At 54.4% G+C, this 20279-nt stretch carries 13 protein-coding genes; 7 read left to right on the top strand and 6 right to left on the bottom strand.

Annotated features, from left to right (window positions below):
- Positions 1 to 47 precede the first annotated feature (47 nt).
- The 3 genes from mazG to FYJ64_RS00055 all read left to right on the top strand — a co-directional run bounded on the left by mazG (position 48) and on the right by FYJ64_RS00055 (position 1799).
- A complete protein-coding gene (mazG, locus tag FYJ64_RS00065) occupies positions 48 to 872 on the top strand; it encodes a nucleoside triphosphate pyrophosphohydrolase (protein WP_154573222.1) in 825 nt (274 codons plus the stop codon).
- A gap of 38 nt (positions 873 to 910) precedes the next feature.
- A complete protein-coding gene (locus FYJ64_RS00060; RefSeq protein ID WP_075711778.1) occupies positions 911 to 1189 on the top strand; it encodes an HU family DNA-binding protein in 279 nt (92 codons plus the stop codon).
- Positions 1190 to 1556: 367 nt separating this feature from the next.
- Complete coding sequence (locus FYJ64_RS00055; protein ID WP_154573221.1) at positions 1557 to 1799, top strand: RNA-binding S4 domain-containing protein; 243 nt, start codon at positions 1557 to 1559, stop codon at positions 1797 to 1799.
- A gap of 174 nt (positions 1800 to 1973) precedes the next feature.
- Here FYJ64_RS00055 and FYJ64_RS00050 read toward each other — a convergent pair whose 3' ends face one another.
- Positions 1974 to 3227: a glucose-6-phosphate isomerase gene (locus FYJ64_RS00050; RefSeq protein ID WP_206045483.1), complete on the bottom strand. Its 1254-nt coding sequence runs from the start codon at positions 3225 to 3227 to the stop codon at positions 1974 to 1976.
- A 325-nt stretch (positions 3228 to 3552) separates the two neighbouring features.
- Between FYJ64_RS00050 and malQ the strand changes: the two genes are divergently transcribed.
- Together malQ and FYJ64_RS11605 are read left to right on the top strand one after the other, a co-directional pair.
- Positions 3553 to 6336 (top strand): 4-alpha-glucanotransferase, encoded by a 2784-nt coding sequence (gene malQ / locus FYJ64_RS00045; protein ID WP_206045482.1) that lies wholly within the window; start codon positions 3553 to 3555, stop codon positions 6334 to 6336.
- 209 nt (positions 6337 to 6545) lie between these two features.
- A complete protein-coding gene (locus tag FYJ64_RS11605) occupies positions 6546 to 6902 on the top strand; it encodes a helix-turn-helix transcriptional regulator (RefSeq protein ID WP_328596976.1) in 357 nt (118 codons plus the stop codon).
- Positions 6903 to 7041: 139 nt separating this feature from the next.
- Here FYJ64_RS11605 and FYJ64_RS00035 read toward each other — a convergent pair whose 3' ends face one another.
- The 5 genes from FYJ64_RS00035 to glgB form a co-directional block, all read right to left on the bottom strand.
- The gene (locus FYJ64_RS00035) at positions 7042 to 8850 is read right to left on the bottom strand and encodes a phospho-sugar mutase (protein WP_154573218.1); all 1809 of its coding nucleotides are present in this window, start codon (positions 8848 to 8850) and stop codon (positions 7042 to 7044) included.
- A gap of 3 nt (positions 8851 to 8853) precedes the next feature.
- Positions 8854 to 10845, bottom strand: coding sequence for a glycoside hydrolase family 13 protein (locus FYJ64_RS00030; protein ID WP_154573217.1), 1992 nt, complete (start codon positions 10843 to 10845; stop codon positions 8854 to 8856).
- Between the two features lie 174 nt (positions 10846 to 11019).
- The gene (gene glgD / locus FYJ64_RS00025; RefSeq protein ID WP_154573216.1) at positions 11020 to 12138 is read right to left on the bottom strand and encodes a glucose-1-phosphate adenylyltransferase subunit GlgD; all 1119 of its coding nucleotides are present in this window, start codon (positions 12136 to 12138) and stop codon (positions 11020 to 11022) included.
- 20 nt (positions 12139 to 12158) lie between these two features.
- Complete coding sequence (locus FYJ64_RS00020; RefSeq protein ID WP_154573215.1) at positions 12159 to 13346, bottom strand: glucose-1-phosphate adenylyltransferase; 1188 nt, start codon at positions 13344 to 13346, stop codon at positions 12159 to 12161.
- 3 nt (positions 13347 to 13349) lie between these two features.
- Positions 13350 to 15410 (bottom strand): 1,4-alpha-glucan branching protein GlgB, encoded by a 2061-nt coding sequence (gene glgB, locus FYJ64_RS00015; RefSeq protein ID WP_154573214.1) that lies wholly within the window; start codon positions 15408 to 15410, stop codon positions 13350 to 13352.
- A gap of 213 nt (positions 15411 to 15623) precedes the next feature.
- Here glgB and FYJ64_RS00010 point away from each other — a divergent pair, with 213 nt between their 5' ends.
- Together FYJ64_RS00010 and FYJ64_RS00005 are read left to right on the top strand one after the other, a co-directional pair.
- Positions 15624 to 17171, top strand: coding sequence for a glycogen synthase (locus FYJ64_RS00010; RefSeq protein WP_154573213.1), 1548 nt, complete (start codon positions 15624 to 15626; stop codon positions 17169 to 17171).
- 88 nt (positions 17172 to 17259) lie between these two features.
- Complete coding sequence (locus tag FYJ64_RS00005; protein ID WP_154573212.1) at positions 17260 to 19890, top strand: glycogen/starch/alpha-glucan phosphorylase; 2631 nt, start codon at positions 17260 to 17262, stop codon at positions 19888 to 19890.
- The last annotated feature ends 389 nt before the right edge of the window (positions 19891 to 20279 follow it).

Here is a 20279-nt window from a genome sequence, read left to right as displayed (position 1 = left end):
GCGAAGAGAGCCGGACCGGAATTTGTCACACTCAAAAGGAGAAGTTCATGGATACATCAGACCTGAAAAAGAAATACGCGCCGCTTTATGAACCGGCGGAGGAAGAGGGCGGGGCGTGCCGCCGTCTATTTGAGATCGTCCGGATTCTGCGGCGGGAATGTCCATGGGACAGCGTTCAGACCCACGAGTCGCTGAGGACCTGTATGATCGAGGAGGCCTATGAGGCGGTGGACGCAGTGAACAAAAATGACACGGCGAATCTGAAGGAGGAACTGGGCGATGTCATGCTGCAGGTGGTTCTGAATTCTGTTATCGCAGAAGATGACGAACGGTTTTCCGCCGTGGATGTGATCAACGGGGAATGTGAGAAGATGATCCGCCGGCATCCCCATATTTTCAAAGAAGATAGCCTAAAAACTATTGACAAAGTCCTTGAAAAATGGGAAAATGTGAAGAGTGAAGAGCACGGTGATTCCATGTTGGCAGATCGGCTTACAGGAGTGCCGAAAGCGTTGCCGGCATTGCTTCGGGCCAGCAAGGTGCAGAATCGCATCGGGCAGCTGGGTTTCGATGTTCCATCGGAGGCGGACCTGCTTGATCAGATGAGCTGTGATCTTGGCAGGATTCGAGAGTGTGCGGATCGGTCTGTGAGCGATGAAGCAATTGCGGAAATGTATGGAAGACTGCTCTTTTCAATTGCAGGTGCGGCGAGATGCAGAAATGTCGACCCTGAGGACGCACTGAATCGCTTGACGGATGAATTTGTCAAAAGGTTTGAAGCTGTCGAGAAAAAGGTCTCCGCGGAAGGCAGAGATGTTGTCAGGATGTCGCTGGCAGAGATCGAAGAGCTTGGGGATGAGCTTGAAGGATAAGTTTGTCGCCTCAATCAAAGTTTAAGGAGGATTTTATAATGAACAAGGCTGAATTAGTCGCTGCGGTAGCAGAGAAAACGGAATTTACAAAGAAGGATGCGGAAGTTGCTATTAACGCTTTCCTGGCTACGGTCGAGGAATCCCTGGTGAAGGGTGAGAAAGTCCAGCTGATCGGCTTCGGAACATTTGAGACCAGAGAGAGAAAAGCTCGTCAGGGCAGAAATCCGCGCAAACCGGAAGAGGTTATCAAGATCGCAGCTTCTAAAGCACCTGTTTTCAAAGCCGGAAAGGCTCTGAAAGACGCGGTTAACAAATAATTCAGATACAATCACAGGGGCAGCGTGGCTGCCCCTTTTGTAATGACCGGAAAACACAACCGCAATTAATGCGTGCTCAGCTACCGAATATGCTTGAAATATCAATAATATAAAGAGCATATTCGGTAGCCTGCCGCAAGGTTTTCAAGCGTTTCATCTGAAAACCCTGCGGCAGTGGGATTCGGAAACGGCCGAATCCCTGAGCACAAGCATCAATTAGTGTTTGCCGGCGCACCCTTCCGTTGGATGGTGCGCCGCGGCGCTGCTGACAAACTGCCGTCAGCGCCCATTAAGTCCGACGGGGACTTAATGAGCAGACACTAATTATAATAGAAAACAACCAAGGTTTCAGTAACGGGAGGTTACATTGAGAGTCGATAAATTTCTGAAAAATTCAAGAGTAATCAAGAGAAGAACTGTGGCGAAGGAAGCCTGTGATCAGAACCGCGTCACTGTTAACGACCGGCCCGCAAAGGCCGGTACGGATGTAGAACCCGGAGACGTTATCCATATCGAATTCGGAAACAGTTCAATTACCCTTAAGGTCGTCGCCGTACCGGAGTCGGTCAGAAAAGAGGACGCCTCCGGGATGTATGAAGTTCTGGAGTAAGGTTTCGCACTGTGCGCCGCATGCAGCATGATGTGTATTCGGCGGTACGAAAAAGGTGCTCCGGGTAGGCGCCGAAGGGGTGCGCTGCCGAAGCACCGTTGGAAGTCCGGCGGTGCGGGCGCCTAAGCGTGCTGCCGGAGCACCGTTGGAAGACCGGCGACGTGAGCGCCGGTACTATTTGTCTAAAGCAGTAATATACGCGCGCATCTCGCGTTTATAATCCTCTACTCCCGGCTGGTTGAACGGGTTCACCCCGGAGAGCAGGGCGGAGACGGCGCACTGTGTCTCAAAGTAGTAGAGCAGCTGCCCTGTCACATTTTCATCAAGTCTGGGAAGGCGGATGGAAATTACCGGAATTCCTGCCTTCACATGAGCGTCCTGCACGCCTTTTTCTGCGCAGAGATTGATTTGCTGGATTGTTTTTCCGGCAAAAGGTTTCATCGCGAGGACCGGGATTTCTACATCCTCCGAAGTCTCGTCTACTGTGATGAAGGTCTCAAAGAAACACGGAGTTCCCTGCTGAAGGAACTGCCCCATAGAATGAAGATCGCGGCTGAACATCAGGGATGTCGGGAAGAGCCCTTTGCCGTCTTTCCCTTCACTTTCTCCGAACAGCTGCTTCAGCCATTCTCCGAAATAAGCGAAGTACGGATCAAAAAACTCATAGACCTCGATGGTTTTTCCGGCGTCGGCAAAGGCCTGACGCGTGATGGCGTAGTCCAGACCGTCGCTGCGGAAGGTTTCCCGGGAGCACAGAGCCCGGGCTCCGTTCATAATGGCCCGGATATCGATTCCGGCAACCGCGATGGGCAGAAGCCCCACCGGCGTCAGCACAGAATACCGCCCGCCGATGTCAAGGGCTAGATCGAAAATCCTCGATCCCTCGGCGACTGCCATATCAAACAGATAATTGGAGCGATGTTCCGTGACTACATAGGTACGGGCGGCAGTCTCTTCCGGACCGTATTTTTCCAGCATAATCTCTTTGAAAATTCCATATGCCGACAATGTTTCCGTGGTCGTGCCGGACTTGGAAACCACGCAGAGACACAGGTCTGCGTCGCCGATTTCCCGCAGAAGATCGTGAATGTATCGCGCGTTGAAGTTATAGCCGGCGAACAAAACCCGGGTATCTGCTTCAGGAGACTGCAGAAGATCTACGACGGCCTTAGCTCCCATGAAGGAGCCGCCGACGCCCAGCACCAGAAAATAGTCGCATTTTCCCCGAATTTCCGCCGCCACATCAATCAGTTCATTCACGGCAGCATCACTGAATTCCAGAGGATCTCTGACCCAGCCGGTGAAATCCAGCTCGCCGGACCAGAGCCGGTTCAGAGCGTCCTGCGCCTCGCCGCGCCGCCCCTCAATTTCTGACGGGTCGATGCCCGTGTTCTTTAAATCAACTTTTATGTCCGTTCTCGTTTCCATATTCGCACCTCGTTTCTTCATTCCAATCTGCCGCTGCTGCGGAGAACTGACGTCAATCTGCCGCTGCTGCCGGCTGCTCCGCCGGCGTCGATCTGCCGTTGCCCAGCCATTGTCTCGGAGCGCCGGTGCCCAGTTGCCTTGATTCCGGAAACTCCGGCTTGCAGCTCGCTTCTTCATAACGATGATTTGAATTTATTATATTCTTCTGTGTTATAAAAGTCCAGTTTGTGTTAAGATTAATTGTAATCGGTGTCATACTGCCGGCCCGCTTTCGGGTCTGACGGATGCGCTGAACATGCATAATCATGATAAAGGAGAAATTGAAATGCGCAAAAGTGGAATTTTGCTGCCTATATTCGCGTTGCCTTCCCGACACGGTATTGGGGGATTTACAGCGGAAGCGCGGACTTTTGTGGATCGTCTGGCAGCGGCAGGTCAGAGCTGCTGGCAGATTCTTCCGCTCGGCCCGGTGGGACGGGGTAATTCGCCCTATCAGCCGGTTTCCTGCTTTGCGGGTGAGACAGCATATATCGATCCGGAGGCGCTTCGCAGCAAAGGATTGCTGAGTGCCGCAGACATCGCGGAGCTGCTCCCGGCGTCTTTGAATTTACGCGAAGGTGAACGTATCAATTATGATGTTGTACTTCCGGCGCACAAAGCCCTTCTTCGGCGCGCCTTCGGCGCCTTTCGGCAGAGGCTTTTTACCGGCGGGGAAAAGGAGGCTTACGAACGTTTCTGCGAGGACAACAAAGAGTGGATCGATGATTTTTCTTTGTATATGTCGATTCGTGATGCGCACTGCGGTGCGGACTGGCCGGAGTGGGAAAGCCCTCTGCGCTGCCGTGATGAAGCTGCGCTGACGCAGATGAAGCAGGCGCTTGCTGCAGATCTCGAATTCTGGAAGTGGACGCAGTATGAATTTTTCTGTGAATGGGAGGAGCTGGCTGAATACGCGCATGGCAGGGGAATCGAAATTATCGGAGATGTTCCTATTTACGCGGCGTATGAGAGTGCGGACTGCTGGGTGCACCCGGAACTGTTCCAGCTGGATGAGGAGCGCCGCCCGGTGAATGTGTCAGGCGCGCCGCCGGATGCTTTCACGCCGGAAGGGCAGTGCTGGGGGAATCCGCTGTATGACTGGGAGCATCATCGGAGCAACGGATACCGGTGGTGGCTTGCCCGCCTTCGTCAGAACTTCCATTTGTTCGATGTGATTCGGCTGGATCATATGCGCGGGTTTGAGTCATATTATTCAATTCCGGCGGATACTCAGAATCCTCTGGACGGACACTGGGAGAAGGGCCCGGACATGGACTTTTTTCATCAGGTGGAACGGGAATTTCCGGCATCGGGGTTCATTGCCGAGGATCTGGGTTTCCTGACGGAGGACGTGTTCCGGATGATACGGCAGACAGGATATCCGGGAATGAAGATTCTGCAGTTTGCCTTTGACTCGGATGAATCGAATCTGTACCTTCCCGACCGCTATGATACAGATCATTCTGTGGTTTACACCGGAACCCATGACAACGATACGACGCTGGGCTGGTACCGGAGCATCGCGGATTATAAACAGCGGTTTGTCACCTGGTATCTGAAAAAAACTCTCGGAACGCTGACCAGATTCCGCGGGAGCGAAGTATCGGCAGATGCTCCGGAAAGCCCGGGCGGCGACATACCGGCGACAGGCGAGACTGCCGAGATACCGCTGCCGGACGTTGAAATCCTGGAGTCCGCAGATGCGCTGTCCGGGATGATAGAACTGGCGCTTTCCACCCGCTGTGAGACATGTATTCTGCCGATGCAGGACTGGCTGGGTCTGGGGAGCGAGGCCCGAATCAATCTGCCCGGAACGCCGGAAGGAAACTGGGGCTGGCAGATGCAGGCAGGGGCTTTCGATGAATCACTGGCTAAACGAATCGCGATTCTGACCGGGAAATACGGCCGGAAACCGTCGTCGTGCCCCGGAACACCGTCGGAAACCCTATGCGGAGAGCGCACCGATGACGAAGAATCGTCGCCGTGCTCCGAGAGACCGTCGGCAGACGGAAAGGAAGCAGACCTTCGCTGCCGCCGGCCGAGAGCGCTGGTTCTCGGCTGCCTGAGTATCGACATCTGTCCGCGGTTTGTGAGCCGGGGCGCAAAAGATTTCTCCGATGTGATCCATCCCGGAGGCATTACCCGGATTCTGGGCAATGACATCTGCCCCGGCGGTTCTGTCGCAAACACGGGGATTGCCATGAAACTGTTCGGCGTGGACCCTGTTCTGTGCGGTAAAATCGGGCAGGATGATTTCGGAACGATGCTGAAAAATATGCTGGTTCGAGGTGCCGGGCAGGATTCTCTGGCGGGCATCGTTGAGGACCCTGCGGCTGCGACTGCGTACAGCCTTATTCTGGCGCCGGAGGGACTGGACCGGGCAATTCTGCAGAATCCCGGTGCTAACGATGCCTATATGGAATCGGAACTGGAGCTGGAGAGGTTCCCGGATTGCCGTCTGATGCATTTCGGGCATCCGCCGACGATGCGGCATTTTTATGAAAATGCAGGCTGGGGTCTTGTCAGTGTTTTCCGAAGAGCTCGTCGGGCCGGTCTGGCAACTTCACTGGACCTCTGTGCGGTGGATCCTGATTCTGACGCAGGCAGGGAGGACTGGGAGATGATTCTGACCAATGTGCTCCCGCTGGTGGATTTCTTTGTGCCCAGCATTGACGAGCTTCGGTACATGCTCCGTATGCCGAACGCATCGCCGGAGGAACTCGCCGGGGCCAGCCGCGGACTGGGAGCGCGTAATGTTTTGATTAAATGCGGAGCGGAAGGCATGTATTTTGAAAACTGTGATGATATGAGCGATATCTGCAGCCGGCTCGGGTTTGCGGACGGCGCGATGGCAGACTGGGAGGGCGCCCGCGGAATGCGTTGCGCTGAACCCGTGGAGCGGGAAGTGTCGGGACTTGGCGCAGGTGATACTTCTATTGCTGCGTATCTGGCTGCGATGCTCCGCGGATTTCCCTTTCGGAAATGTGTCGATCTGGCGGCGGCAGAGGGGGCGCTCTGTGTCACAAAACCAGGAGCGACGGAGGGCTTGCGTCCCTTCGAGGATCTGTAAGCGACCGAACGGCTGTCTGCGGAGGAAGCGCTGATTTTGTGACGAATCCTTCACATTAATTACGAAAAGCAACAAAAAACCCTCTAACGGACGTCACAATAAACCTGTATAGTAATAACTGTCAAAAGGAATTGCATACAACCTTAAAACATTCTTTTCAACATTCTTTCTCAAAACTCAACACTTGCAGAGAGCCATCGCGTGAAGCGGTGGCTTTCTGCATTAGTGATATTCCAAGTTCATTCGATGGATGGGCACGCATTAGGCATGCGATTCGGGTATATCATAAGGAGATCAGTGAGAATCAAGGCAACGATGTCGTAACAAATGTCGCATCAAATGTCGCATCAAATGTCGCATCAAATGTCGTAACAAATGTCACATCAAATGAGGATAAAGTAATTGCTCTGCTTAGACAGGATGGGAAAATGACGGCAAAGGTTCTGGCAGCATCTCTGGGACTGACGCAGCGGCAGGTGCAGAGAATATTAGCAAAGCTGAAAGAAAGAAACAAGATAATCCGTCACGGTGCCAGCAAGAACGGATACTGGGAAGTAACAGATTGATGGAGCCGTTGGAATGAGTATTAGCGGACAAAAACCTGGACACATATAGGGCTAAAGCGAACCACCGGCTCAGCCGGTGGTTATGATTGACGAGAATCGGCGCCGTGCGGCCGATTCGGGAAGCTGTGTTAGTGCTTTATTACTTCAGAAGTCGGCTTCCGGCCTCCTGAATGGCGGTCAGCCGTGATTCGGCAATGGAGGCGTCCGCGCCCTTTGTCATAACGTACAGCTTGACCTTCGGTTCGGTGCCGGAAGGGCGGATAACGGCGGAACATTCGTCCTCCAGCTCGTAATACAGTACGTTGCTTTTCGGAAGGCCTGTGGGCTCGGGGACTTCGGCTTCGTCGTATGCCGCGCCGGTGCATGCGTTTCTGGCGGTGCAGGCACTGGTATCTGCGTCGGGGCATGCGGTATCGGCGCCGGTATCCGCGCCGAGGCGGCGGATTTCACCGGCCTGGTAGTCGCGTATCCGCAGTACGGGTAGGCCGATGGATGCCGGTGGGTGGTGACGCAGGTCCTTCATTATCTGAGTCATTTTTTCCTGTGCGCCGATGCCGCTGAACTGCACGGAGACCACTGCTTCGCGGTAGAAGCCGTAGCGGCGGTACAGCTGCTGGAGCGCCTCATAGAGGTTCATGCCCATGGTTTTGTAGCGGCAGGCCATTTCTGCGATGAGCATGCTGGCCACCATCGCGTCCTTGTCCCGGGCGTAGGTGCCGGCGAGGTAGCCGTTGCTTTCCTCGAAGCCGAACAGGAAGGTGTAGTCGCCGGTGCGTTCGAATTCCTTGATTTTTTCGCCGATGAACTTGAAGCCGGTCAGCGTTTCGAACAGAGTGACGCTATTTTCCTCACATATTTTCTTCGCCATGTTGGTGGAGACAATGCTCTTCACAGCGGCGGCGTTCTCTGCCAGTGTTCCGGATTCACGGCGGGCGGTGATCAGGTAGTCCAGGAGGAGGACACCGATCTGGTTGCCGGAGAGAGTCTCATAGGAGTCGCCGTTTCGCACAACGATGCCGCACCGGTCTCCGTCAGGGTCGGTACCGATGATCAGATCCACATTTTCCTTTTTCGCCATACGGATAGCGAGGTCGAAGCCCTCTACATTCTCTGGATTGGGGGATTTGACCGTGGGAAAGTTTCCGTCGATGACCATCTGCTCAGGAACGGTCAGGACATGTTTCATGCCGAGCCGCTTCAGAATCTCCGGTACGATTTTGTGGCCCGTGCCGTGGAAGGGCGTGTAGATGATCCTGAATGTGTCCTGTACCTGCTCTACATAGCGGCGTCCCACGGACTGCTCCAGAACTTTCGCCATATATTTCTCGTCCATTTCCGCGCCGAGCAGAGTAATCATTCCCGTTGCGTCCGCGTCTTTGCGGGGCATTGTGCGTACGTCCCGGAAAATATCATTTTTGTCCATGGATGCGGAAACCTCTGCGGCGTGCTCCGGGGGCAGCTGCGCGCCGTCAGACCAGTAGACTTTGTAGCCGTTGTACTCCTTTGTATTGTGGCTGGCTGTGATGTTGATTCCTGCGATGGAACCGGTTTCGCGGAGCGCAAAGGAGAGCTCGGGCGTCGGCCGGAGACTCTCGAAGAGGTTGACGTGAATGCCGTTGGCAGCCAGAACGCAGGCGGCCTCCGAGGCAAATTCCGGACTGTTGTTGCGGGAGTCGAAGGCGATGGTGACGCCGCTTCCAACCTCTTCACCGCAGCGGTTGATCAGGTCTGCGAGCCCCTGTGTCGCATAGCGGACCGTATACGTGTTCATGCCGTTCAGTCCGGCCCGCATGACGCCCCGCAGTCCGGCCGTTCCGAAATTCAGCATACCGGAGAACCGATCCGCCAGTTCCTCCGCGTTGCCGCGCAGCGCCTCCAGCTCGTTCTTTGTGGCCGCATCGACACAGTCGCTGGCAAGCCACTGTTCATATTTCTCCATGTAATTCATAACTCAGACTCCTTCCTCGTCCTCCGCGAGAATCATGACTTCTCCCGGGAAGACAGTTATCTTTTCTTCCTTCTTGCGTTCGCCGGTCAGAAGATCTACCCGGATACTGTCCAGAAACAGCGTCGCTTCCCGCTCGCCGCAGTTGGCGCAGGTGATAAGACTTGAGGGCCTGCTGTCCAGATGGTCACGGTCGGAGAATGCGTCGCCGTACCAGCTGTCGACGGAATCGAACCGTTCAAAGGCATATAACCCCTCGATAGAGGCGATTGTCCGGTAGCGGCCGCGCTTGTAAACAGGATGGGATTTCCGGATTGCAATGATTTTCCGGTACCATGCCTGAAGGTCTTTGTTCTCCCGTCCCCAGGGATAGCAGGTTCGGTTAAAGGGGTCTTTATATCCCTCCGTTTCGGCTTCATCTCCGTAATAGATGCAGGGGACACCGGGGAGCGTCATCTGAATGACCACGGTGATTTTCAGCATCCGGAGACCCCGTCGCCGCTCTTCCTCGGTCAGGTGGGTGTTTGCCTGCTGCTCGCGGGAGGGATCGGGTCCCAGATCCCGGCCTGCCAGGGCCGTGAGGATGCGGACACTGTCGTGCGTGCCCAGCAGATTCATCAGACTGTTCACCACATCGGAGGGGTAATTCTCCATAATCTGATCCACCGTGGCAGCCATCTGCCATGCATTGCCGTTGCGTACAAAATCAATGATGCCTGCGCGGAACGGATAGTTCATGACGCTGTCCAGCTTGTCACCCTCGAAGTAGTTACGGCGGTCCCCGTAAGAGATTTTATTGGAGGCGTCCTCCCAGACCTCTCCGATTATGATGGAATCCTGCTTCTCCGACTTTGCCGCGCGGACAAGCGCCTTCAGAAAACCGGTATCCAGTTCGTCCGCCACATCCAGACGCCATCCGCTGGCGCCGGCCCGCAGCCACCTGCGGATGATGCCGTCCCTGCCGCAGATGAATTTCTGATAGTCCGGGTTTGTTTTGTTCAGGCGGGGCAGCGTATCGATTCCCCACCAGGATTCATAGGTGTCGTTCTCGTGGAAGTAATACCAGTCCCGGTAACGGGAATTGACATTGTGCCATGCACCGCCTCCGCCGAAGTGACCGTATTTGTCAAAGTACACAGAATCGCTTCCCGTGTGGGAGAACACGCCGTCGCAGATTACCCTGATTCCCCGGGACATGGCGTCCCGGCAGAGTGCCCGGAAGTCCTCTTCCGATCCGAACATCGGATCGATCTGGGAGTAGTCGCCGGTATCATATTTATGGTTGGAGTAGGCCTCAAAAATCGGACTGAGGTAGAGGCATGTCACTCCGAGCTCCTGCAGATAAGGGAGCTTCTTGCGGATTCCTGCCAGGTTTCCGCCGAAAAAGTCCCGGTTATAAATTTTGCCGTCCTCCGGCTGCCACTGCGGAACGCCGCCCCAGTCATCCCGGCGGATTTTGGTGGTGAGAGGAATGCCGTGATCGGGTGTCCCGTTTTCGCCGGCGGCGCCGCGTTCCTCTGCAAGGGCGCGTTCCAGCCGCGGGTTTTCCCCCTGTGCGAATCGATCCACAAAGATATGGTAATACACGCCTCCGAAAATCCATTCCGGGGTTTCATAGCTTCTGCGGTATACGGTCAGCTGCCAGCTCTTTGGAAAGTCCTGGAGCTCAGCCCGGTTATCATCGGCGCGACCGATCTTCATCAGCCGGTTCGGCGTTTCCACCTGAAAGTGGTACCAGTAGAGTCCGGTGTCCTCCACCGGAAGACTGACGCTGTATTCAATGTAGTTGTCGGTTTCTATCGGTGTCTCAGTTCCCGCCATTTCATAGTAGGCGGGGTAGTGATGGCGGTCATAGAGCATGACGAGCCGGACGCGCCGGGGACACAAATCCCGGTCCACGAGGATGCGGACTGTCATGTTCATTCCGGAACGAAGCGCTCCGTAGGGAGATTTATATCGCTCGTCTCTGGAATTAAATACTATACTGGTCTCTTTCAATTATCCATACACTCCTGTCATACCTTGATGTCAGATTATCAGGCGGCGGACGGTGTTTGCGGCATCGTGCGCTGGTGCGGGCTGCCGCTGTTTACTGGCTGCGGTGCTCGCCGCCCGCCGCCGTTGTTTGCTGTTCGCTGCGCTATGCGCCCACGAATACTGCCCCGGATTTTGTCAGATTACGGCTCCATACTTGACGACAAAGGGGTGAGTGATGTAGCCGGAAAGCATTCGCTTATCGTTGATGATCACGTTCTTGTCCAGTATTGCGTAATTGAGATGGACATGTTCTCCGATGGTGGCGTTTCGCATGACCACAGAGTTCTCAATCACAGAGCCTTTCTTGATGTGTACACCCCGGAAAATCACGGAATTGCGAACCTCGCCCTCGATGATTGTGCCCGCTGCGATCAGGGAATTTCTGACATTGGATCGGGGACCGTACCAGGCCGGAGCGCTGTCGCCGACGCGGGTGATGATGGGGCGGTTCTCCTGATGGAAGAGCTCGTCCCTCAGGTTAGGATCCAGGAGATCCAGACTGCTCTGCAGATACGCTACAACATTGTCGAGGTACAGCAGCGTTTCGCCGGTTACATAGCCCATGATTTTCCGATCCTTCAGATGAGGGATCAGAACGTCCCTGCGCCAGCTGGTCATTTCCCGCTCGGAGTTTTCCAGAAGATCCAGCAAATCCGTCCGCCGGACGATGTAGATATTGGCGCCCACGACGGCTCCCTGCAGAATCGGTTTCCGGTTGATTTCAATGTTCTGGATACGGCCGGTGGGATCCATCAGATATTCTGTCGTCGGGATGCCGACCTGCTTGTTCCTGGGGTTCCGGGTGCAGAGCACGGTGATATAAGCATCGGTCTTGATATGATAATCCATCATGGCCGCAAGGTCGATGTTCCCGACGCAGGTGCTGGAACAGGCGATGACGTATTCCTCGTCGCAGTTGCGCAGGAAGGACACGTTTGCCTGCATGGCCTCCAGAATGTGCTCGTAACGGTCTCCTCTGCCGTGATAGGAGAAGGGCGGCAGGAAATGAAGCCCGCCGTTCTTGCGTTCCAGGTCCCATTCTATGCCGGAACTGACGTGATCCATCAGGCTCTCATAACGAGAGTTTGTGATGATTCCCACATCATGGATCCCGGCGTTGGTGATGTTGGACAAAAGATAATCCACGACCCGGTACCGGGCTCCAAAAGGAAGCGCGGCCATCGTGCGTGTTTCCGTAAGTTCGTTGATTTCCACTTCATAATTATCCGCAAATATAAGTCCTACGGCATTCATGACTTTCCTCCTTTCTTCCTCTATATCCGGTCTCCGGTCAGAACCTCGCCGGCTTTAACGGTCTGGCGGCTGCCGATGCGGCAGTCGTTGGCAACCACCGTCAGATCGCAGGAATCCTTGCTGCCGCCGACGGTGGCGTTTTCCCCGATGATGGTGCCGTGGTCGATGATGGCATATTCCACATGGGCGCCGCGCCGGATCACAACATCGCTCATGATGATGGAATCCTTGATGGACGCACCCTCTTCAACAATTATGTTATTGAAGATTATAGAGTCCTCGACCCGGCCGTCCAACTCGTTGCCGTCGCCGCAGTTACAGTTCAGAACTTCGCCGTGTTCTCCCACATACTGAGGATGATCGAAACTGTGACGATAGTAGATCCGCCAGCCCGCATCATTCAGAGGGAGTTCGGGATCTTCGCCGAGGGTGTCCATGTTGGCGGCCCAGAAGGAAGAAAGTGTACCGACATCTCTCCAGTAGCCTTTGTACAGGTAGGCAAAGAGTCTCTGATCGTCCCGGAGCATGTTGGGAATAATGTTTTTCCCGAAATCGTTAGAGGATTCCGGATCCTGTTCGTCTGCCTCCAGATAGCGAATCAGCTTGTCGGTGTTGAAAATGTAGACTCCCATGGAAGCCTGCGTGCTTTTGGGGTGCTCCGGCTTTTCTTCGAATTCGATGACACGTCCCTGACGGTCTGTGTTCATGATGCCGAACCGGCTTGCCTCCTCAGGCGCGACATCGATGACTGCGATGGTGCAGTCCGCCTTGTTGTCAATGTGCTCCTGCAGCATCATTTCGTAATTCATTTTGTAGATATGGTCGCCGGACAGGATCAGCACATAGTCCGGATCATAATTCTTGATGAAGCGCAGATTCTGATAGATGGCGTTGGCTGTTCCCCGGAACCAGTCTGCTCCGCCGGCCGCCTGATAGGGGGGCAGAACATGCAGACCGCCGAAGCGGAGATCCAGATCCCAGGGTGCTCCGGTGCCCAGATAATCATTGAGTTCCAGCGGCTGATACTGAGTGCATACGCCTACCGTGTCGATGTCCGAGTTAACGCAGTTCGACAGAGAAAAATCGATGATCCGGTATCGTGCGCCGAAGGGAACTGCCGGCTTGGCCAGCGTCGCGGTCAGAGGCGACAGGCGGCTTCCCTGGCCCCCGGCCAGGAGCATTGCCACACATTTTTTCTTTCTTGACATAAATCATCCCTCCTTTTCGAGAATGATCGCGGAGAACTTCGGCAGAGGTATTGTGATATGCTGTGCGTATCCGTTGCATCCGCCGTCGACGACATGATAGACGGTTTTCCGTCTGCTCCCCGTCCCGCCGCTGCGTTTCATGTCGGTGTCGATCGCACGCCGGTAGGCAGAAGCGGCGGGAACCCCGATGTCGAACTCCGGAAAGTCCTTTCCGGAAAGATTCAGGGCGATGAGCACCGCCTTCTGTTTTCTGCTGAACCGCATATAAGTGAAGACATTGTCGTCGGCGTTGTCGGCATCGATCCAGCGGAAACCGTCGAAAGTATCGTCGGTTTCCCAGAGTGCGTCGGTATCGGTATAATAGTGGTTCAGTTCCCGGACGAAGCTCTGCAGTTTGCGGTGCTTCTCATAGTCCAGCAGCAGCCAGTCCAGTTCCCGCTCCTCATTCCATTCGATAAACTGACCGAATTCAGCGCCCATGAAGGTGAGCTTCTTGCCGGGGTGGGTGAACATGTAGGTATAGAAGACCCTGAGCTGGGCGAATTTGTCCTCGTATTCGCCGGGCATTTTGTCCAGCAGAGATTTCTTCCCGTGCACCACCTCGTCATGTGAAATCGGAAGAATAAAGTTTTCGCTGTATGCATAGGTGATGGAGAATGTCAGCTTGTTGTGCGATCCTCCGCGCCACAGGGGATCAGTCTGGAAATACTGAAGTGCATCGTTCATCCATCCCATGTTCCATTTGAAGTTGAACCCGAGGCCGTCCACCGAGGGCGGTTTGGTCACGCTAGGCCAGGCGGTGGATTCCTCTGCGATGGTGAGGACGCCCGGATAGTTCCCCAGCACGTCCCGGTTCATATTCTGAAGGAAGGCAATCGCCTCCAGATTTTTGTTCCCTCCGTAGCGGTTGGGGCGCCATTCTCCGTCTCCGCGGTCATAATCCAGATACAGCATCGCCGCCACAGCGTCTACCCGCAGCCCGTCAATGTGATATACGTCGCAGTAGAAAAAGGCGTTGGAAATGAGGAAACTGATGACCTCCGGACGGCCGAAGTCGAAGGCGAGGGTCCCCCAGCCCTTGTGCTCGCGTTTCAGCGGATCGCTGTCCTCGTACAAAGGATACCCGTCGAAGGCAGCCAACCCGTGTTCGTCTCTCGGGAAGTGGGCGGGCACCCAGTCCAGGATTACGCCGATCCCCGCCTCATGAGCTTTGTTCACAAAGTACCGGAAATCCTCCGGCGTGCCGTAACGCGAGGTCACGGCATAGTACCCGGTGATCTGATATCCCCATGAACCCTCGTAGGGGTACTCCATGATGGGGAGCAGTTCCATATGCGTATATCCCATCCTTTTGACATAAGGAATCAGCCGCGCAGCCAGTTCCCGGTAGGAATAGAAGGAACCGTCCTCCTTGCGCCTCCAGGAGCCCAGATGACATTCGTAGATGTTCATGGGCGACCGGTAGGGGTTGCAGCTGTCTCTGCGTTTGCGCCAGGCCAGATCGTTCCAGCGGAAGGGCTTGCAGGGATCCCAGATCACTGAGGCACGCATGTGACCGTCTTCAGGTCCTCCGGCTTCTGCGCTGAATGCGTAGGGGTCGGCTTTATAGACCTGCTTGCCGTGATCGTCGGTGATCACATATTTATACAGATCGCCCTCCCCGGCGTTGGTCTGAACTACTTCCCAGATGCTGTCATCTTCTTCGAGCCTCTGCATAGGACTAGCGGACGGATCCCAGTTGTTGAATCCGCCGACCAGAGCGACCGCCGCTGCACGTGGGGCCCACACCCGGAAAACGACTCCGGATAATCTGTCTCTGCGCGTTCCGGCAGAGGTCCCGGTCCCGGCCGGGGAAGGCTGTTCTCCTCCCGGAACGGTTTCTGCGCCCCGGACATTCACATCCTCGGGAGTGAGGCCTACTCCGCTGCCGCCGAGAATATGCGCTCCCAGAAATTCATAGGCCCGGTAATCCCGTCCTTTGTGGAACAAAAACCGGTGCTCTGCAATGCTCTGTGCTCCGGCTCTCGGAGCGGATGCCGGTTTACTCTTTTTCTTTGCACTCATAACAAACTCCTTCCCCTAAGTCTATAACTTAATTTTACTCGATTTCCGATACGAGTTCAATAAGCGGACATTGTTTTTTGACGGTTTTCCGCAGGGATTTGCAGTCTGAAAGAACCTGATGTATAATGAGTTTCTACGGAACAGGTCTTCGTAAGACCAGGACCGCGGGTTCGCCGTGCGCCTGCGGCGCACAAATAATTGAAAGGAATCATTATGGCAGATAAAGTGAAGAAGAAAACTGCGACGGAGGAGAAACCGGTTACGAAGACTTCTGCGGGTAAAACCCGACCCAAACCGCGCAGACGCGTGGCCCGCAGGGCAGAAACGCCGCCCACCCGGAGGCTGAGCGTACTCTTTGTGACACCGGAATGCGCCCCCTTTGCCACCTCCGGAGGTCTGGGAGAAGTCGCGGGATCGTTGCCGGCCGCACTGAACAGGAGCCGGAAGACAAGGATGGACTGCCGGGTCATTCTGCCGCTGTACGGAAAAATCAGCGACGAATACCGCGGAAAAATGAAATTCCTCGGAGAGGGCAGAGTCCCGGTGGCCTGGAGAAATCAGTACATCGGCCTGTTCGAACTGAAGAGGAACGGAACGGTTTACTATTTCATCGATAATGAATACTACTTCAAGCGTGATGGGCTCTACGGCTATTACGATGACTGCGAGCGTTTCGCATATTTCAGCCGTGCTGTGTTCACCGCCATGGAAATCGCGGATTTCCATCCGAATATCATACACGCTAACGACTGGCAGTCCGCTCTGGTGCCCATATACCAGAATTCTCTGGTGCGGAAGGCCTTTACCAGGACGGTGTTCACGATTCACAACATTGAATACCAGGGACATTACGGAAAAGACGTTCTGGAATCCTGTCTCGGCCTGCCGGAGGACCAGGAATATATTGTAGATTTCCGCGGCGACGTGAATCTGATGAAGGGCGCCATCGAGAGCTGCAATGTGCTGAGCACGGTCAGCCCGACATATGCGCAGGAGCTGAAGGACCCTGTCTTTTCCTTCGGCCTTGACGAGATCATCCGCCGCAATGAGCATAAGCTGACCGGAATCCTGAACGGCATCGATGTCAGGACTTACGATCCGGCTCGGGATCCGCTGATCGCCGCGAATTACAGCGAGAAGGATCTGTCCGGAAAGGCGGCCTGCAAACGTGCTCTCCAGGAGGAACTGAGGCTTCCGACCAGAGACGTTCCGATGATTACACTGATTTCCCGGCTTGTGCCGGCGAAGGGCATGGATCTGATCATGCATACACTGGACGGAGTTCTCCGGAACAATGACGTGCAGTTCGTCATGCTCGGCACCGGAAACGGCGAATATGAGAACTATTTCCGGAGCCTGCAGTACAATTATCCGGATAAGGTCTGCTCCATGATCGAGTTCGATACCGCCAAATCCCACCGCGTCTACGCGGCCGGCGATATTCTTTTGATGCCGTCCAGATGCGAGCCCTGCGGACTTTCCCAGATGATCGGATGCCGATACGGCGATATTCCGGTGGTCCGGGAGACCGGCGGGCTGAAGGATTCCATCAAGGACTGTACGCTGGGAGACGGCAATGGATTCACCTTCGCAGATTATGGCGCAGAGAGCTTTTATCACGCGGTGATGAATGCAGTAAGCCGCTGCGGGGACAAAGACAAATGGGAGCCGCTGGTGCGGCACGATCTGTCGATGGACTTCAGCTGGAGGAAGGCGGCAGGACAATACATCCAGATGTACGAGTCCATGATGGAGCAGTGACAGAGCACAGCCAAAGCAGCGCCATAACGAGAATGGAGCGGCGACATAACAACGACAAAATCAATCAATAATGAAGGGAAGGGTATAAATGGCAGAGAAAAAGACAACTGAGAGAAAAACGGCAGCGAAGGCCTCTAGGACCGGAACTGCTGCGAAGAAAGCGAAATCCCCCAAAACGGATAAGACGACGAGAACCGGAGCCGCTGCGAAGACAGCAAAGACGAAGGCGGCGAAGGCGAAAGCAGCGAAGGCCGTAAAAAAGGTGGAAGAAGCCGTGCTTGAGGTGAGAGAAGAAGCAAAACTGAAGGACAGACTCAACACCGTCCTGGAGTATGACCTGCACACCACCCCGGAGGAAGCCAGCGCCCAGCAGATGTACAAGGCTCTGGCCCGTGTGGTCAATGAGCAGCTGCGTCAGCGCTACATCGATTTCAAGAAGACAAAGGAAAAAGCAGAGCAGAGGGATGACGTTAAAAAAGTCTATTATATCTGTATGGAATATCTGATGGGCCAGTCTCTGCGAAATAATCTCTTTAATCTCGGCGAGATGGAAGAGGTGCGGGAAATTCTGGAGGGCTCCGGCCTGACACTGGAGGAGGTGTTCGACTGTGAACCGGATGCCGGCCTCGGAAACGGCGGTCTGGGACGCCTCGCAGCCTGCTTCCTCAGCACGATGACAACCGACGGTTACGACGCTACAGGATTCTCTCTGCGTTACGAATACGGCCTTTTCAAACAGAAGATCGTCGACGGCTGGCAGGTGGAGCTTCCGGACAACTGGCTGCCCGGCGGTCATGTCTGGCTGAATGAGAACGCAGACGATCCGTTCGATGTAACATTCTACGGAACCTATCAGGAATACTGGACCGAGGAAGGACTGAAATTCAACCTGGAGAACCCTCAGGTGGTGCAGGCTGTACCGTATGACATGTACATCTCCGGCTATGAAACGAAAACCACGAACAAACTGCGCCTGTGGAAGGCCGTGGACTCCGACGGTTTTGATATGGCGACATTCAACAGCGGTGACTTCACCAGGGCGGCGCAGAAAAACAACAGCGCCGAAGTAATTACCAAGGTTCTGTATCCGGCGGACAATATTGAAGAGGGAAAAGAGCTGCGGCTGAAGCAGCAGTATTTCATGGTGTCAGCGTCCTGCCAGAACATCGTTCGGGATCATTACAAAATTTACGGAACACTGGACAATTTCCACAAGAAGAACGTGATCCACATCAATGACACGCATCCGGCTCTGAGTATTCCGGAGCTGATGAGGATCTTCATGGATGACTACGGCTGCTCCTGGGATTATGCATGGGAACGGGTAGTCAATACCGTGTCCTACACCAACCACACTGTTCTGGCGGAAGCGCTGGAGAAGTGGAACGATTCGCTGGTTCGGGGACTGATGCCGCGGATCTATGTTATCATCCAGGAGATCAATCGCCGCTTCCGGGACGAGATGAACCAGAAGTTCCCGGGGGACTGGGGAAAAATCGATTATATTTCGCCGCTTGGGGATAATCAGGTTCGTATGGCCAATCTGGCGGTGCTGGGCTCCCACCGGGTCAACGGTGTATCTGCTCTGCACTCCAAGATCCTCCAGGATGATCTGTTCCACGACTTTTATCTGGCGGATCCGGATAAGTTTACCAATGTCACGAACGGAATCGCATACCGGAGATGGCTTTGCCAGTCTAACCCGGGTCTGGCGGAACTGCTGGATGAGACCATCGGTCCCGATTACAGAACCGATTACCATCGTCTGGCAGACTTTGAGCGCTTCGTCCGGGACGAGACAGTTCTGGATCGCCTCGAGGAAATTAAGCATGCCAACAAAGTGCGCTTCGCCGACAAAGTTAAATCCGTACAGGGCGTTGACCTCGATCCGGATTCCATTTTTGTCGTCCAGGCCAAACGACTGCATGAATACAAGCGGCAGCTGCTGAACGCTCTGCGCATCATCAGCCGCTATCAGGCGCTGAAGGCGGATCCGAATCTGGATATGCGGCCGGAAACCTATCTGTTCGCGGCCAAATCCGCACCGAATTACTATCTGGCGAAGTCGGTGATTCAGTTAATCAGCAAAATCAGTGAGGAAATCGAGCAGGATCCCCGGATCCGCGAGAAACTGAAGGTTGTATTCCTGGAGAATTACAGTGTCTCCATGGCGGAGCATCTGATGCCCGCGGCTGATATTTCCGAGCAGATTTCGACTGCAGGGAAGGAGGCCAGCGGCACCGGCAACATGAAACTGATGATTAACGGCGCGGTCACCATCGGTACGATGGACGGGGCAAACGTAGAGATCTATGATGCTGTTGGACCGGAGAATATTTTCATCTTCGGAAAGCGAGTCGAAGAGATCCGGAAGATATTGTCAGAGGGATACAACTCCGGCGCCGTTTACAGTAATGATCCGGTTCTGAAAGCTGCTGTGGATCGTCTGAGCGAGGGGTTCGCCGGCATGAGCTTCCAGAATCTGAAGGACTACCTGCTGAAGCCCGGGTACAGCATCGCCGACCCGTATATGTGCCTGCTGGATTTCGCAGACTACTGCCGTGTCCACGATGAAATGTTCGCCGTATACGAGGACCGCAGAAGATGGAACTCCATGTCCGTCGTGAATATCGCGAAGGCGTACCGGTTCGCCGCTGACAGTTCGATTCAGAACTATGCGGATCAGATCTGGAATACCCGTCCGGTTCTGTCAATATAATCAAGGCAATATTGACAGGCGTAGCCGGATATATAGAAATCCATACGGCTGTTGCTCTGCGGCAGGTCACCGGATATGCTCTTTGTCTTATTGATATTTCAAGCATATTCGATGACTGAGCACACATTAATTGTCAGCAGCGGCGCAGAACCGACAGCTACAAAAATTTGTGATATTACACCAAAACATGTGCACCTTTTTGCGGCCTGAAAACAAGTTAAAAAAAGGTAAAATAAAATCAAAAAAAGCGGTTGACGAAGAGGTAAACAGGTGGTAATATATTAAATGTTCGCGGCACACGCGAGCACGGAAAGCCTTGAAAAATGAAGGATTTCCGGAAGGACCTAGAAAACCACATAGACAGGAAACGAAAGTCAAACAAGACAAAA

Source organism: Hornefia butyriciproducens, assembly GCF_009695915.1.
Taxonomy (GTDB): Bacteria; Bacillota; Clostridia; order Peptostreptococcales; family Anaerovoracaceae; genus Aminicella; species Aminicella butyriciproducens.
This window is presented reverse-complemented; position numbering and strand designations above follow the sequence as displayed.